The sequence below is a fragment of the Streptomyces sp. NPDC048411 genome (assembly GCF_040704695.1).
Taxonomy (GTDB): Bacteria; Actinomycetota; Actinomycetes; order Streptomycetales; family Streptomycetaceae; genus Streptomyces.
Genome location: NZ_JBEZKL010000030.1, coordinates 35,050 through 51,090, shown reverse-complemented (window position 1 = coordinate 51,090; position 16,041 = coordinate 35,050). Strand labels below are relative to the sequence as shown.

10 protein-coding genes are annotated in these 16,041 nt (G+C 68.1%); 5 read left to right on the top strand and 5 right to left on the bottom strand.

From position 1 onward, the window contains the following. Positions 1-12 precede the first annotated feature (12 nt). A complete protein-coding gene (locus tag AB0915_RS13930) occupies positions 13-3,321 on the bottom strand; it encodes a PQQ-binding-like beta-propeller repeat protein (protein ID WP_366691303.1) in 3,309 nt (1,102 codons plus the stop codon). A gap of 848 nt (positions 3,322-4,169) precedes the next feature. On the opposite strand from AB0915_RS13930, the gene ctaD reads away from it, so the two are divergent. Beyond that, a complete protein-coding gene (gene ctaD / locus AB0915_RS13925) occupies positions 4,170-5,900 on the top strand; it encodes a cytochrome c oxidase subunit I (protein ID WP_366691302.1) in 1,731 nt (576 codons plus the stop codon). A 39-nt stretch (positions 5,901-5,939) separates the two neighbouring features. Continuing rightward, a complete protein-coding gene (locus AB0915_RS13920) occupies positions 5,940-6,269 on the top strand; it encodes a hypothetical protein (RefSeq protein ID WP_366691301.1) in 330 nt (109 codons plus the stop codon). Between the two features lie 258 nt (positions 6,270-6,527). Here the strand turns inward: AB0915_RS13920 and lpdA are convergent, their stop codons facing one another. After that, a complete protein-coding gene (gene lpdA, locus AB0915_RS13915; protein WP_366691300.1) occupies positions 6,528-7,940 on the bottom strand; it encodes a dihydrolipoyl dehydrogenase in 1,413 nt (470 codons plus the stop codon). Between the two features lie 414 nt (positions 7,941-8,354). Here lpdA and AB0915_RS13910 point away from each other — a divergent pair, with 414 nt between their 5' ends. Beyond that, a complete protein-coding gene (locus tag AB0915_RS13910; RefSeq protein ID WP_366691299.1) occupies positions 8,355-9,095 on the top strand; it encodes a hypothetical protein in 741 nt (246 codons plus the stop codon). Positions 9,096-9,142: 47 nt separating this feature from the next. After that, the gene (locus tag AB0915_RS13905; protein ID WP_366691298.1) at positions 9,143-9,448 is read left to right on the top strand and encodes a hypothetical protein; all 306 of its coding nucleotides are present in this window, start codon (positions 9,143-9,145) and stop codon (positions 9,446-9,448) included. A 367-nt stretch (positions 9,449-9,815) separates the two neighbouring features. Here the strand turns inward: AB0915_RS13905 and AB0915_RS13900 are convergent, their stop codons facing one another. Further along, positions 9,816-11,042, bottom strand: coding sequence for a cytochrome P450 (locus AB0915_RS13900; protein ID WP_366691297.1), 1,227 nt, complete (start codon positions 11,040-11,042; stop codon positions 9,816-9,818). 45 nt (positions 11,043-11,087) lie between these two features. After that, a complete protein-coding gene (locus AB0915_RS13895; protein ID WP_366691296.1) occupies positions 11,088-11,297 on the bottom strand; it encodes a ferredoxin in 210 nt (69 codons plus the stop codon). Between the two features lie 760 nt (positions 11,298-12,057). Between AB0915_RS13895 and tkt the strand changes: the two genes are divergently transcribed. Then, on the top strand, positions 12,058-14,250 hold the full coding sequence (tkt, locus tag AB0915_RS13890; protein ID WP_366691295.1) for a transketolase: 2,193 nt from the start codon (positions 12,058-12,060) through the stop codon (positions 14,248-14,250). 74 nt (positions 14,251-14,324) lie between these two features. Here tkt and AB0915_RS13885 read toward each other — a convergent pair whose 3' ends face one another. Beyond that, a complete protein-coding gene (locus AB0915_RS13885) occupies positions 14,325-16,028 on the bottom strand; it encodes an FAD-dependent oxidoreductase (protein ID WP_366691294.1) in 1,704 nt (567 codons plus the stop codon). Between the last annotated feature and the right edge of the window lie 13 nt (positions 16,029-16,041).

The following is a 16,041-nucleotide window of genomic DNA, read 5'->3' as shown; positions in this document are numbered from 1 at the left end:
GCGGACGGTTGATCAGTGGTCGTTACCGCGCAGGTGGCGGGCAGCCAGTGCGTGGAGCGTGCCGTCGTCGGTGAGGGCGAAGACGTAGTCACCGCTGACGGAGAGCGCCGAGGCCACACTGGCGCCAAGGTTGTACTCGGTCAGCAGCTTGCCGGTGGCGCGGTCCAGGACGACCAGGCGACCGTCGCGGGTGCCCGCGTACACCAGGTCCTTGGTGACCAGGGCGTGCATCGCGGGCGAGTTGAGGTCCCCGCTGCACCCCACAGGGGTCCTGCCGGGCTGGTAGCCGACCTTGGTCTCCCAGATCGGCTTGGACGGGTCGGCCGCGCTGGTGTCGTAGGCGCGGATGACGCCGTCGCGGCTTGCGATGTAGGCGGTGGTGCCCCAGATCGCGGGGCTGGTCAGCGGAGCGGGGCCGCTCTCGCCGCAGCCGCTGCCGCCGCCCAGCGGGGACTGCCACAGCACCGCACCGGTGCTGAGGTTGTGCCCGCGGACGCCGCTGTTCGTCATCGTCACCAGCTGCGGGTCCCCGTTGGCCGGGTCGGTCAGGGCCGGGGACGAGTGGCTGGCGATGTCGCCGTTGGTGTCCTTCGCCCACAGCTGGCGGCAGCCGACGAGGTCCAGGGCGACCACCGTGTTGCTGGAACCGGTGTGCATGTAGGCGATGTCGGAGCCGGGCTGGCGGACCGCCGTGCTGTGGAACTGGCCCCAGCTCGTCGCGCCGTTGAAGCCGCCCAGCAGGTCGCCGGTCTTGGCGTCACGGCACTCGACCTTGCTCCAGTTCTGGTAGACGGCGACGGTGCGCGGCTCGGCGTTCAGGTCGAAGACGGTGACCGGACCACCGGCCCGGCCGTACCGGCGCACGGTGTCGCCGTACTGCTTCTCGTCCTCGATCTTCTGCCAGACGACGTGGCCGTCCTCGGCGTCCAGAGCGTAGATCCGGCCGACAGCGGTGGTCAGGTAGACCTTGCCGTCGTGGTAGGTCGGCGCCGACTCGGCGTCACCGTCCAGATAGGTGCGCCAGATCTCGCGGCCGGACTTGATGTCGTAGGCCAGCATCATGTGGTTCGGTGAGTCGAACGCCCTCGAGGAGACGATCACCTTGCCGTCCACGACGACCGAACCGTTGAGGTTGAACTGCTCGCCGGTGTTGGCCGCCCACTGCAGGTCGAGCTCGGCGCCCGGGTTGTCGCTGCCGGCGGAGCGCCCCGCCTCGTCGCGGCCCTGACGCAGCCAGTCCTGGCCGGTCTTCGGCGCGGCCAGCTTGCCTTCGGGCACCACCGTGAAGGTGTTGGTGACGGTGGGCCACGCCTTGCCGCGAGTGTCGACCGCGGTCATCTCGGCCGTGTAGGTGTCCGGCCGCATGCCGGGGAGACGGTCGCTGACCCGGGTCCAGGAGTTCCGGGCGGCCGGGCAGGGCTCCGGGGTGCCACCGGGGGCCGTGTAGCAGTTCTCGATACCGGTCTTGCGGACGCCGGTGCCGAACGTCATCCGCTCGTCGTGCCAGGCGATGTGGCCGCGCGAGTCGCGAATGGTCAGCGAGGCCGTGGCCGGGGTGCGACCGGCGTCCTCGGTGTACAGCTCGATCGGGATTCCCGCGCTGTTGCCGTGCACACTGCCCTGGGCGGGGCTGACCAGCGCGACCGCGTTGCGGACGTCGAACTGGCGGTGGGTGCCCATGACGTAGCCGGTGTCCTCGTTGCGCTTCGTGCTCGGGTCATCGTAGATGCCCTTGAAGTCGAGGATCTTGAAGTCCGCGCGGGCACCGTCGATGCCGTACTCGCCCTGGTTGTTGATCTCAACCGAGCGGTTGAAGGCACCACGGCGGTACTCGGCCTGCTGGTTGTGGCCGGCGGCGAACATCCGCACGTCGTACTTCGACAGCTCGTCGATGGTCGGCTGCATGCCGGCCCCCGGACCCCACTGGGTGAACAGCGAGCGGTGTGCGAAGACCAGCACCTGCTTGCCGACCGCGTGGCGCTTGAGGTCCTCGCGCAGCCAGTCCAGTTGCGGCTTCAGGCCGCTGGCGTCGTAGTTGTCCTCAAGGACGACGATGTGACGGCCGTTGCGGTCGAAGCTGTACCACTCGGGGCCGAGGTTGCGGCGGTAGTACTCCAGGCTGCCCGCATAGCCCTTGGAGGTGGCTGTGCCGCCGATGTCGTGGTTGCCGACCACGGGGTAGAAGGGCATGCCGAGCTTGCCGTCGGTCAGGCCCTTGCGCAGGATGTCGTAGCCGCGCTGACGCCGCGGCTCCGCCGCGTAGTCGGTCACGGTGTTGTCACCGGTCGTGATCGCCATGGTGGCGCCGTCGACCTCGGACATCGCCTCGACCTGCCTGGGCCACCACTGTGACGCGCTGAGGGCGGCGCCGTCCGTGGTGTTGCTGACCTCGATGTCGGAGTTCATCACCCACTTTTCGGTGGGGTTGGCGGCGTTCTTGTCCTTGACGAGGGCGAAGTCGATGCCGGAGTGCGGGTCTTCGCCCTCCGGGACCTTGTGGAAGAACTGCGGGATGTAGTCCTCGCGCAGTGCGGGGGTGTAGCCGTTCGGGGAGACGATGCTGATGAGGTCGGTCTCCCGGCGGGTCGGGTCGATCTGCAGGGTGTACGAGCCGTCGGGGCCGGTCGTCGTCCAGATGGAGCCGTCCGTGACGTCGACCCCGGGCATCGGAGCCTCGCCCGGGTCGCGCTTGCCGTTGCCGTTGGTGTCCTCGAAGACCGTGCCCGTGACGGTGACTGTGTTCGCGGTCGCCGCTGCTTCCTCGGCGAACGGCGCCGCCATGGCCGCCTGGGGAGCCAGGAAGGACAACGTCACCGCGCCAGCGACGGCCAGCTTGATCCGCCCGCGGCCGGCACGCACCCTGGCGACCAGCTGGGCGAGCTGGAGCCGCCCGGTGCGGATCTGCCACACCGCGAGCAGCAGCGCGGCGGCCAGCACGATGCCGAGCGCCACCGCTGCCCACGGGAAGGTGGGAAGCGCGTGGGCACCCGACGCGTCGACAACCGGGGTCTGCGCGTTGGCATTGACCGTGGTGCCGTCGAACTCGACGACGGCCTGGGTCAGCCCGCCCTGCTTCAGCATCGCGGTCAGGTCGAGCTTGTCGACGTGGCAGCCCCACGCGAGCTCGACCACCACACCGCCGGGGACGCCGCCGGCGTCCCCGGCGACGCCGGAGCCGGTGGCGGGGCAGCTCGCGCTCAACAGGTGCGACGCCCAGGCACCCGCCTTCTGCGGTGACACCACGTCACGATGGACTATCAGCCGCCCACTGGTGACGTCGTCCTTGGTCGCGATGACGAGTTCGGCGTGCTGCGGTGACACATGCGCCGCGGCAGGCTGTGCACCAAAACACAGGATGAAGGAGAGCAGTGCAAGGCCAAGCCCAGCTGCTCTGTGGAGGAATCTCATGGACACGGAGGCTAGCTTGACTAGACAACTTGCCGGTCCTGGAAAGCGCGATCTTCATCGAACGGTCCACGGGAATTCATGCGTGGGCGCGTGAGGCCTCCCATGGCGGCGCCGGCCGGTCAATCGGCGTCGGGCCGCAGGACGAGCGCGCACGAACCGCCTTTGCCGGTGAGCCGCTGAGTGACGGCGTCGCTGCTCCGTGCCCCGCACGAGGGGGCGGCTTCCTTAGACCGACCGGCACATGGGAGGCGGCGTCACGGGGGCTGGGCACGCACATCTGCGGCGTTGTCGTCAGTCAACAACTCCCACCTGCATCCACCGACATCTACACCAAGGTGGAACGTCCGATCCGCAACCGGCTCCAACCTTGAGCAGGATCCCGGGATCCCATGCGCCCGAGGTGCCGCGAGTCACGATGGACGCCCTCATGGCGCGGGTCGAGCCAGTGCGCCCATCGGCGCATCACCATCGGGTGACGCCTGAAGGCGTGGACTCATCAGTACTCGGCCGGACACACCGACGAACAGCTTGCGGGGGCGGACAGCGCGGGCAGGAACGGCTGCGACCAGGCATTCCATAACAGGAAAACAATTCGCTTCTGTCCACTCGGGACTTGGGCATATGAAAGGGCAATCACCCCGGGTACGGCCCTGATCTCTACTCCGATCGGCCGAATGCCCAGCGGCTCACTTCGTGAGCCGGGACCCTCTCGCCTAAAGTGCCCGCGTGGCCGGTATGCCGTCGGCCGAAGGAGCGTTGAAGTGGCGAACAGGGTCACCGTCGGACCGGATGATTCCGACGATTCATACGAGGACGAACTGCCGGTAAAGCAGAAGCGGCCAGGCAGCGTCGCCGTGAAATGGGCGACGACCACCGATCACAAGACGATCGGCACGATGTACCTCATCACGTCGTTCGCGTTCTTCGTCATCGGCGGTGTGCTGGCGCTCCTCATGCGCGCCGAGCTGGCCCGCCCCGGCACGCAGATCCTGTCGAACGAGCAGTTCAACCAGTTGTTCACGATGCACGGCACGGTCATGCTGCTGATGTTCGCGACGCCGCTGTTCGCCGGGTTCGCGAACTGGATCATGCCGCTGCAGATCGGCGCGCCGGACGTGGCGTTCCCGCGGCTGAACATGTTTGCGTACTGGCTGTACCTCTTCGGCTCGATCATCGCCGTCAGCGGCTTCCTCACCCCGCAGGGTGCGGCCGACTTCGGCTGGTTCGCCTACTCCCCGCTCACGGACGCCGTTCGTTCGCCGGGCATCGGCGGCGACCTGTGGATCATGGGCCTGGCCTTCTCCGGCTTCGGCACGATCCTCGGGTCGGTCAACTTCATCACCACGATCGTCTGCATGCGCGCACCCGGCATGACGATGTTCCGGATGCCGATCTTCGTGTGGAACGTCCTGCTGACCGCCGTGCTGGTCCTGCTGGCCTTCCCGGTGCTCGCCGCCGCGCTCCTCGCGCTGGAGGCGGACCGCAAGTTCGGTGCGCACGTATTCGACGCGGCCAATGGCGGCGCACTGCTCTGGCAACACCTCTTCTGGTTCTTCGGCCATCCAGAGGTGTACATCATCGCCTTGCCGTTCTTCGGAATTGCCTCCGAAATCATTCCCGTCTTCAGCCGCAAACCGATCTTCGGTTATGTCGGTCTGATCTCCGCGACGATTGCCATCGCGGGCCTCTCCATTACTGTGTGGGCGCACCACATGTACGTCACCGGTGGTGTGCTACTGCCGTTCTTCTCGTTCATGACGTTCCTCATCGCGGTGCCGACCGGTGTGAAGTTCTTCAACTGGATCGGCACGATGTGGGGAGGTTCGGCCTCCTTCGAGACACCGATGCTCTGGACCGTCGGCTTTCTCGTCACGTTCCTCTTCGGTGGTCTGACCGGCGTCATCCTGGCCTCGCCGCCGCTGGACTTCCACGTCTCGGACTCCTACTTCATCGTCGCGCACTTCCACTACGTCGTCTTCGGCACCGTGGTCTTCGCGATGTTCGCCGGATTCCACTTCTGGTGGCCGAAGTTCACCGGCAAGATGCTGGACGAGCGACTCGGCAAGATCACGTTCTGGACGCTTTTCGTGGGCTTCCACGGCACGTTCCTGGTGCAGCACTGGCTCGGCGCGGAGGGTATGCCGCGTCGTTACGCGGACTACCTCGCCGCCGACGGCTTCACCCTGCTGAACACGATCTCGTCCATTTCCTCGTTCCTCCTCGGGCTTTCCATGCTGCCGTTCTTCTACAACGTGTGGAAGACCGCCAAGTACGGGAAACCGGTCGAGGTCGACGACCCGTGGGGCTACGGCCGTTCGCTGGAGTGGGCAACCTCCTGCCCGCCGCCGCGTCACAACTTCCTCACGCTGCCGCGGATCCGCTCCGAATCCCCGGCATTCGACCTCCATCACCCGGAGATCAGCTCCATCGAGGAGATCGGCAGACGTCCGGCCGCCCCGGCGACAGCGGCGCCGGGGGACGAGCAGGCGTGAGGACACGTGCCGGAGGACAGCGTGTTCGTAGGGGCTGATATGGAGGACGACGGCCCGCTCGCTCGGCTCGGCGACCACCCCCTGTCGAGTGCGGAGGGCGAAGAGGCGCGCCGCCGGGCCATCCGCTTCGCTGAGCAGCTGCCCTGGCTGACGGCTGCTCAGCGGGCCGAGATCGAACGTGTCTTCGCTGCCGACTGGGCTGCCGCTGCGCGGGTGATCGACGCCCGGGTCTCCGCTCGGTCGGCCGAACTCGTCATCGAGTACGCCACCCGCTACCGATTTCTCAGAACGCGCTGTCTGCTGGCCCTCGCGGCCGGCATCGGCGTGGTGACCGGCCTCCTCGGCGTTGCCCTGCTCGTCGCCCGCTGACGTCCGTCCTCGCGGACCGGCCCGGCCTGTGCGCTGACGCAGTCCGCACCAGCGGAGAAGGCCGATCCCGCTGGCAGGTTCCCGGGCCAGGCGCATCCACGTTCGGCGATCCCAGGTGCCGAGCCCGACCGGCTTTATTCAGGGCGACATGCTGCAGCCGGTGGCGGGCGAGGTGCCGTCCGGGGCGGTTTCATGGCCCGCCCCGGCCCCCGGGGCGGAGCCGACGGAGTCCGGGGGCAAACGTGGGGCGCCGCCTTCTCACATGTTGATCATGTGCCCGGCAAGCCCGTGCACGGCCTCCTTGACCGCCTCGCCGAGCGTCGGGTGGGCGTGGACGTTTCGAGCGACCTCGTGGACCGTCAGGTCCCACTGCTGAGCCAGGGTGAGCTCCGGCAGTAGTTCGGTGACGTCCGGGCCGATGAGGTGGGCACCGATGATCTCTCCGTACTTCGCGTCGCTGATCAGCTTCACGAAGCCGGTCGTGTCGCCCAGGCCGTGCGCCTTGCCGTTCGCGGTGAAGGGGAACTTGGCCACCTTGACGTCGAAGTCCTTCTCGCGCGCCTGCTCCTCGGTCCAGCCGAAGCTCGCGATCTGCGGCTGACAGTAGGTGGCACGCGGGATCATCGGGTAGTCGAGCTCCATGGTTTCGGCTCCCGCGATGGTCTCGGCCGCGACCACGCCCATCGCCTCGGCGGCGTGCGCGAGCATCAGCTTCGCGGTGACGTCGCCGATCGCATAGATGTGCGGCACGGATGTGCGGCAGCGGCCGTCGACATCGATCGCGCCGCGCTCGGTGATGCGTACGCCTGTGCTCTCCAGACCGTAGTCGGTGACGTTCGGTGTGAAGCCGATCGCCTGCAGAACCTTGTCGGCCTCCAGGACCTGCTGGGCGCCGTCCTTGCCGGTGACCGTGACGCGGACCTGCGGGCCGGACTCGTCGATCGAATCGACGCGGGTCGAGGTGAGTACGCCGATGCCCAACTTCCTGTATTGCCGAGCCAGTTCGGCAGAGACGTCCGCGTCCTCGAGCGGCGCCATCCGGTCCAGGAACTCAACGACGGTGACTTTCACGCCGTAGTTGTGCAAGACATACGCGAATTCGACACCGATGGCGCCGGCGCCCGCGATCAGAATGGACTGCGGCAGGTCCTCGGCAAGGATCTGCTCTTCGTACGTCACCACGCGTGAGGTGCGGCGGGTCCCCGGCAGAAGCTTCGGAGTCGCTCCGGCGGCGATGATGCAGTGGTCGAAGCTGATCGTCTGGGTCGAGCCGTCGAAGAGGGCCACGTCGAGCGTGTGCGAGTCCACAAACGTGCCACGGCCGCTGATCTCCGTGATCCCGTTCTTCTTCATCAGGTAGTGGACACCCTTGACCCGGCCGTCCGCGACACGGCGACTGCGCCGGAACGCCTCGCCGTAGTCGAAGGACACCTGCCCTTCGACCTTGATACCGAAGGTCTTGGCCTCGCGTGTGACGATGTGCGCCAGTTCGGCGTTGCGCAGCAAGGCCTTGGTGGGGATGCAACCGACGTTCAGACAGACGCCGCCCCAGTACTTGGCCTCGACGACGGCGACTCGCTTGCCCAACTGGGCGGCGCGAATGGCGGCGACATATCCGCCTGGGCCTGCTCCGAGTACGACGACGTCGAAGCGCTCATCCTGCTCATCCATGGAAATTTCCTTTCTGATGGGGATCGGCCGGGCCTGCGGTGAGAGTCGGCTCATCCTGGTCGAACAGCCTGTGCACCCAGCTCGGCGGCTGTGGTTTCCGACACCCGTCCGCAGCAGGAATATCACCCGGAAGGCAATGCGGACGATCGCGTGGCGGGTCACCTCGTCGATCACCTTTCCGTCCCCAGCAGCATGCTCCATCGGCCACGTGTTGCTGTGCTGCACCACCGTCCGCAGCCGGCCGCCCCGAATCCCGTCGTGTCGCGCACGGAGTCAGCCGGATAGTGTGATCACCGGGCGACGACGGCAGTACGACAAGGGGGCAAGGACGGTGGCCGAAGGTGGGGCAGTGACCGGGGCACTCAGGTGTCGCGGCGTGTGTACGTTGCGGGCGTCCGGTGCTTCCCGGCGCCCTTGCGCCGAAGGACGGCGCTGAGCGCCGACGGCCCTCGCCCGTCGGGCGGCGTCCCCGTCGCGCCGGATGCCGCAGAGGCATCCCTGCTCACGTTCCTCGGCCTGGAGCCGTTGGAGGACGCCGTGTACCGGCTCCTCGTCGACCGGCCCGACAGTGAACCCGCCGCGCTCGCGGGTGAGTCGACCGGGCCTGTCGAGGAGGTCGCACGCGCCCTCGACGTCCTGGTGGAACGCGGTCTCGCCAGCGCCCAGCCCGTCGGCGACGCCGTCCTCCACTACCGGGCCTCCTCCCCCGTGCTCGCTCTCGGTCCCCTGCTGGAATCCCGGCGGGCGGCCTTGCACCGCGTCGAGTCACTCGTGACAACCCTGGCCGAACGGCACCGTTCAGCCCAGGCCCATGCCTCGGGAGCGCCCATCGAGGTGCTGTCGGGGGCGGCTGCGATCCGGCGCAGGCTCCTGCTGATGCAGGATCAGGCCACCATCGAGGTGTGCAGCATGATTCCGCTGCGCGATTACCACGCGGTGATCACCTTCGAGGACAACCACGACGAGATCGAGGACGTGCTGATGCGGCGCGGGGTCGCCATCCGGGGCGTCGTCGAGCGCAGCTGGCTCGAACGTCCCGGAGTAGCGGCGACGATAGCCACCTATGCCGCCCAGGGCCAGTTCATCTCCGTCGTCGACAAGCTGCCCATCTCACCTCGGACCGTGTCTTCTACCGCATCAGTGGCGGATTCCTGATCCCGAGCACCACCATCGGATCGACGCCGGCCGCCGATGTGACTCAGATGAAGAGCCTGACCTACCCGAAGAGTCTGTACGTCGCCCAGTTCTCGGTCAGCGACGAGTACTTCGCCTACTCGACGTACGACTTCTGGGGCGCTCTCGGCTCCTGGAACGGCCCGACCAAGGTGAAGGTCTCCACGACGGCGGACGTGCTGGCCGGTCGGAACAACTTCAGCCTCGCCTCCTGCTCCTCCGGTTCGCAGCTGGCCCCGTCGCTCGGTGACGGACAGCGCATCGTCTGGCTGGACACCACGGCAGCTGCGACGGACGTGGTGACGCGCGGGACGTTCGCTGGCACCTGCGAGTAGTGCCGTGACCGGCAATGTTTGCCCCATGAGGAGCGTCGTCCGGTACGTGCGATCGCAAGGCGGCCGGAAGTCCTCGTAGCGGAGCTACCAGGGCTTGTGGCCAACGCAGCGAGCGGGCATGCCGGACGACGCGACGGGGCAAAGCCCGCCGGGAGGGGCACCAGCATCCGCCACATGTCCGAGGCGGTCATCGGATCTTCCGGTGACCGCCTCTTCGCGCACGGACCTCGGCCCGCAGCCTCGCTCCGCACATCACCGGCCGCTGCCGGACGTCACGGGGGTGACATGGTTCCGGGCAGCACAGGCCGAACCCGACGGACCGATCGGGCAGTCCCCCGTCGGTGGCCGGTCGGGCGCGACGGGGGGCCTACGCTCCTGCGGCGTGCTCGATCAGGAGATGACGGGGACCTCGCAGCACGGGGCTGCGCCGGTACGGAGGCGGGTCCTCGACCAGACGGGGGTCGTCGAGGTGGCGGAGGAGCGCGTCGAGCGCGATCTGCGCCTCGATACGGGCGAGCGGGGCACCGAAGCAGTTGTGGATGCCGCTGCCGAAGCCGAAGTGCTGATTGTCCTCGCGCATCGGGTCGAACCGGTCGGGGTCATGGAATCGCAGGGGGTCCCGGTTGCCGGAAGCCAGCACGAGGATCAGGGGTGCGCCCTTGGGAATGGTGATGCCCGCGACGTCGATATCGGTGAGCGGTGTGCGATGTGGCAGAAAATGGACAGGGGGCTCGTAGCGCAGCAGTTCCTCCACCGCCCTCGGCATGAGTTCGGGCGCGGCGCGCAGCCGCTCCAGGATGTCGGGGTGGCGCAGCAGGGTGAGCATGCCGTTGGTGATCAGGTTGACGGTCGTCTCGTGACCGGCGATGAGCAGCAGTACCGCTGTGGCCATCAGTTCCGGATGTGTGAGGCGTCCTTGGGGACCTTCGTCATTGGCAAGGGCGGAGAGCAGGTCCCCGGACGGGTGGCCGCGCCGTTCTTCGGCGAGTGCGCCCAGATAGTGCGCCATCGCCATCCGTGCCTCCTGGGCCGACCGCCGACGCTGCTCCGGGTCATCCCCGGGCGTGGGGTCGAAACCGGCGATGATCGCGTTCGTCCAGGCGCGGAGATGGGGCACATCCTCCTGGGGCACGCCCAGGAGCCGACAGATCACGGTGACGGGGAGCGGGTAGGCAAAATCGTCGACGAGGTCGATCCGGTCCTTGTCCTGGAACGAGCGGATCAGTTCCTCGGCGATGCGGGTGATGTCGCCGTGCAGGGCGTCGATCCGTCCCGGGGAGTGCGGCGGACCGAAGGGGCGCATGGCGAGGCGGCGGAGCCGGTCGTGTTCGGGGTCGTCGACACGGATGAAGGCCGGCGGCAGTTCGTCCGTCCCGGCCAGAGCTACGTCCGGGTCCGGGTCCTTACGGTTACGGAGGTCCGAGCTGATCCGTGGGTCATGAAGCAGAGCGGCGATCTCGTGGTAGGTGCCCACCAGGTAGCTGCCGTTGTTCTGTCGTACCACCCCGCTCTCGCGCAGTTCCGCGTAGAGCGGATACGGGTCGGCGCGGTTCGCGTAATCGGTGATGCGCTCAAAGAGAGTGTCCGGGGGCATGCGTGGGGCTCCTCATCGACGGTGGGTGGCGGTCGGGGACGCCGATCACGAGGCGCCGGGGCCTGCCGGCTCGCCGACCAGGATGGCCTGTACTGGACAGGCCGCCGCCGCGCGTCGGACGCGCTCATGCTGATCGTCGGGCACTCTCGGCCTGATCATCAGGGCCTCCTCGCCATGCAGTTCGAACACCTGGGGGGCGAGAAACACGCACTGCGCGTAACCCTGGCACCGATTGAGGTCGACAGCGATCTGCATTCCGGCCCACTCCTCCGTGCCACCGTTATCCCTGTCCTATTACCTGCCGGAGTGCGGCGCCAACGGTGCTGGGCCGTGCGGGTTCGCACCGGCCGACCGATCAGGGAAGGCGGTGGCCGCAGCAGACCGTGCGCCAGGGACGCACCGGTGCGATGCGCCAACGGCGCACGATGATGCTGTCGGCCCGCACACCGCCCGTCGGGCCGGCGCTCCGGTGTCCGAGGGAGTCATCGGCCCGGCCCATCGGTTCGCCGGCCTTCCGCCGGGAGACGTCCGTCAACGGCATGTCGCGGCATTCAGCCGGGGCGACGCCTGTTGATAATGACGCGTCACGGCAGAGCGGCGATGGGAGCCCGATGCGGGGCCGACAACTGCGCATCGGACTTGCTGGTGCCCCTGCTCGGAGCAGTGAGCGCATGCGGCCGTACCGGCGAGCACAGCGGGGACGCTTCAGCCCGTGCCAGGGGTTCGAGCCGTTCCTGGTGGCCGCAGGCGGGCGCACGGCCGTTGGGTCGACGCGGCTCACCGGAATCCAAGCCTGCGGGCGCTGGGCATCGGTCGACCGGCATCGAGGGCCGGCTGCCTCTCCCCTCTCATCCGGGGCCATCAGGAGACCCGCCGCACGACGTCGGTCTCCGGTGAAAGCAGCCGGGGTGGGGCCGTTCCCTTCCCCGTAAGCGCGGATGCGCGGGCCAGCGGTGTGGCGCTGGGCAAACCGAGGCGCCCACAAGGTCGTCGAAGCAACCAGAAAGGCAGTGCCATGGATGAGCGACAGGCAGCCACCGGAATGATTGCGGGTCGTGATGCGAAGCTCGCGCTTCCGGTCGCGGACACGGTGGGCTGGGGTCCGCTGGATGTACGAGCGGTGGACACCGTACGCGTTCTGGCCGCTGACGCGGTCCAGAAGGTGGGAAACGGTCATCCGGGAACCGCGATGAGCCTGGCCCCGCTGGCCTATCTGCTGTTCCAGCAGGTCATGCGCCACGACCCTGCCGATGACCAATGGCTGGGTCGCGATCGATTCGTGCTCTCCTGCGGGCACTCGAGTCTCACTCTGTACATCCAGCTGTACCTCAGCGGGTACGGACTGGAGCTGCGGGACCTCGAGCAGCTCCGTACCTGGGGCTCCGCGACACCGGGGCATCCGGAATACCGCCACACCCGGGGTGTGGAGGTCACCACGGGCCCGCTGGGCCAGGGGCTGGCCGCCGCGGTGGGGATGGCGCTGGCGGCACGGCGCGAGCGCGGGCTGCTGGATCCCGACGCCCCGCCAGGTGCGAGCCCATTCGACCATCACGTGTACGTCGTCGCCTCGGACGGCGACCTCATGGAAGGAGTCACATCGGAGGCGAGTTCGCTCGCCGGGCACCAGGAACTGGGCAATCTGGTCGTCTTCTACGACTCCAACCACATCTCGATCGAGGACGACACCGAGATCTCGTTCAGCGAGGATGTCGTCGCGCGCTACTCCGCGTACGGATGGCAGGTGCAGACAGTCGACTTCACGCTCACGGGCTCCTATGTCGAGGACGTCGACGCTCTCTCGGCGGCGATCACGGCCGCCAAGCAGGACACTTCACGGCCGTCCATGATCGTGCTGCGTACGGTCATCGGCTGGCCCGCCCCCACGAAGCAGAACACCGGAAAGGCCCATGGCGCAGCACTCGGTGACGAAGAAGTCGCCGCCACCAAGACCTTGCTGGGCTTCGACCCGGGTCGGAGCTTCGTCGTGGAGGATGAAGTCCTGGCGCACGTCAGGAAGGTGCGGGAGCGGGGCGCTGCTGCCCGTCGCCAGTGGGAGAGCGTGTATGAGAGGTGGCGCGCTGCCCATCCTGACCGGGCCGCGCTGCTTGACCGGTTGCGCGACCGGCGTCTGCCCGACGGCTGGGCCGACAAGCTGCCGACTTTCCCCGCCGACCCTGCCGGAATGGCCACCCGCAAGGCATCCGGCGAGGTACTGACGGCGCTGGCGCCCGTCCTGCCCGAACTGTGGGGTGGGTCCGCCGATCTTGCGGGGAGCAATAACACCACGATGAAGGGGGAACCCTCCTTCATCCCGGTCGCCAAGCAGACGGCCGAGTGGAAGGGCAATCCCTATGGGCGGACGTTGCACTTCGGCATCCGTGAGCACGCCATGGCCGCGATCCTCAATGGCATCGCGTTGCAGGGGCTGACACGTCCCTACGGCGGCACATTCCTCGTCTTCAGCGACTACATGCGTCCGGCTGTCCGTCTGGCAGCGCTCATGCGGCTCCCGGCCACCTACGTCTGGACGCATGACTCCATCGGGTTGGGCGAGGACGGGCCCACCCATCAGCCCGTCGAGCACCTGGCCGCGCTACGGGCGATTCCTGGCCTCGACATCGTACGGCCGGCCGATGCGAACGAGACCAGCGTCTGCTGGCGCACCATCATCGAGCATCAGGACAGGCCCGCCGGTCTCGTGCTCACCCGGCAGCCGCTGCCCGTCCTGGAACGGGGCACCGACACCCATGCCCCGGCCGAGGAAGCGGCCCGTGGCGCGTACGTCCTCGTGGACTGCGCCGACGGGCTGCCCGACGTCGTCCTTGTCGCGACCGGCTCGGAAGTGCACATCGCCCTGCAGGCGCGTGACCTGCTGGCTGCCGAAGGGTACGAGGCACGCGTGGTGTCCATGCCGTGCCGGGAGTGGTTCCACTCCCAGCCCTCTGCCTATCAGAACGCGGTGCTGCCACCCGCTGTGCGCGCCCGCGTGAGCGTCGAGGCGGCCGTCGGTCAGGGCTGGCGCGACATCGTGGGCGACGCGGGCCACATCGTCAGTCTGGAGCACTTCGGCGCCTCCGCCGACTATCAGCGCCTCTACCGGGAATTCGGCATCACGCCGCAGGCTGTGGTTGCCGCAGCCCTCAGCAGCATCCGTGCGACCTCCGGCCCGGTGCAGCCAGGTGGAGAGCGGCCCGCCCAGGCCTCCTGAACGCAGTGACCGTGGACTCTCCGGGCTGACGACCACCTGCTGGAAGGCAAGCCGGATGAACGTCACCACGTTGTTCACCCTCGGGTCATCGTGGCCCTCATCGCGTGTCGACGTATGCCCGGAGAGCCCACCCTTCGCAGGTGCTCGTGCACCTGGCGGACCGCCATCGCACCCTCGCCCACCGCGGAGGCCACCCGCTTGACCGAGCCGCTGCGGACGTCGCCGACAGCGAAGAGTCCCGGGAGCCCGGTCTCCAGGGCGAGCGGGGCACGGGCGAGGTGGCGCCAGAGGTTCGCGGGGACGTCGACCACGTCCGGGCCCGTGCGGATGAAGCCGTGCGGGTCCAGGTCGACGGCCGCGTCGAGCCAGGAACTGGCGGGGCGCGCGCCGATGAAGACGAACAGGGCGCGCGCTGCCAGCACCTGCCGTTCGCCGGTTCTGTTGTCCTGGACGAGAACGGACTCGACCCGGTCGCTGCCGGTGACTTCCCGGACCTCGGTGTGCATCATCACATCGATCCGGGGATGCCGTTCGATCCGGTCGATCAGGTAGCGGGACATGCTGTGGGTGAGGTCGCCACCACGTACGAGCAAATGCACTGCGGGCGAGTGACGTGCCAGGAACAGCGCGGCCTGGCCGGCGGGGTTGCCGCCGCCTACGACGGCCACGGGGTCCATACGGCAGTTTCTCGCCTCCCAGAGAGTGGCGGCGTAGTGGACCCCGGCTCCTTCGAGCCGTTCGACGCCGGGCGCGGGCAGACGCCGGTACCGGGCGCCGGTGGCCACCACGACGGTGTGGGCGGAGATCGTGGCGCCGTCGGTGAGCGTCACGACGTGGGACCCGTCCCGTTGTTCCAGGACTGCGGCTTCGGCGGGGACCGTGATCCGGGCGCCGAACCGGTCGGCCTGGATGGCGGCGCGTTCGGCGAGTTCGGTGCCGGAGATCCCGGCGGGGAATCCGAGGTAGTTCTCGATCCGGGAGGAGGTTCCGGCCTGACCGCCGGTGGCCACGGCTTCCAGGACGACCGTGGCCAGGCCTTCCGAGGCCCCGTACACGGCCGCGGCCAGACCTGCGGGTCCCGCGCCGACCACCAGCAGGTCGCAGACGGCTTCTGTGGGGGTGTCGGAGCGCAGGCCTATCACCCGTACCAGTTCGGCGTCGGTGGGGTTGCGCAGCACCCGGTCGTCGTGCCAGACCACTACGGGGGTCTCTTCGGGTGTCACTCCCACACGGCGCAGCAGCACCTCGGCCTCGGTGTCCTTCTCCAGATCGATCCAGCGATGCGGGAGCCGGTTGCGGGCGGTGAACTCGAGCAGCCTGCGGGTGTCCGGGGAGAACGCGGAGCCGATGATCCTGAAACCGGTGGCCATCCCGGCCAGCAGTGTCCGACGCAGAAGGCAGGCGCGCAGGATGAGGTCGCCGAGCGCGGGTTCGCGGACGAGCAGGTCGCGCAGTTCGGCCGAACCGACCGCCAGGACCTCACCGGGGGCACGGACCACGGCGGTGAGCAAGGCGGCCTGAGCTTCCAGCAGGCCGAGCTCGCCGAGGAAACTGCCGGGGCCATGGAGCTGGTAGGTCCTCTCCCGACCGCCATGGCCTTTTACCACGGCCACCGTGCCGCTCAGGACGACGAAGAACTCCTGACTGGGCCTGCCCGCCTGATAGAGCAGTTCGCCTTCGACGGTCGGCCACCGCTGTCCACAGGCGCTCAGCGCCTCGATCTGGTCATCCGTCAATTGTGGGTACGCGTCGTACGACGTGGGCGTTTCAGCGGTCACAGTGCACTTCCCT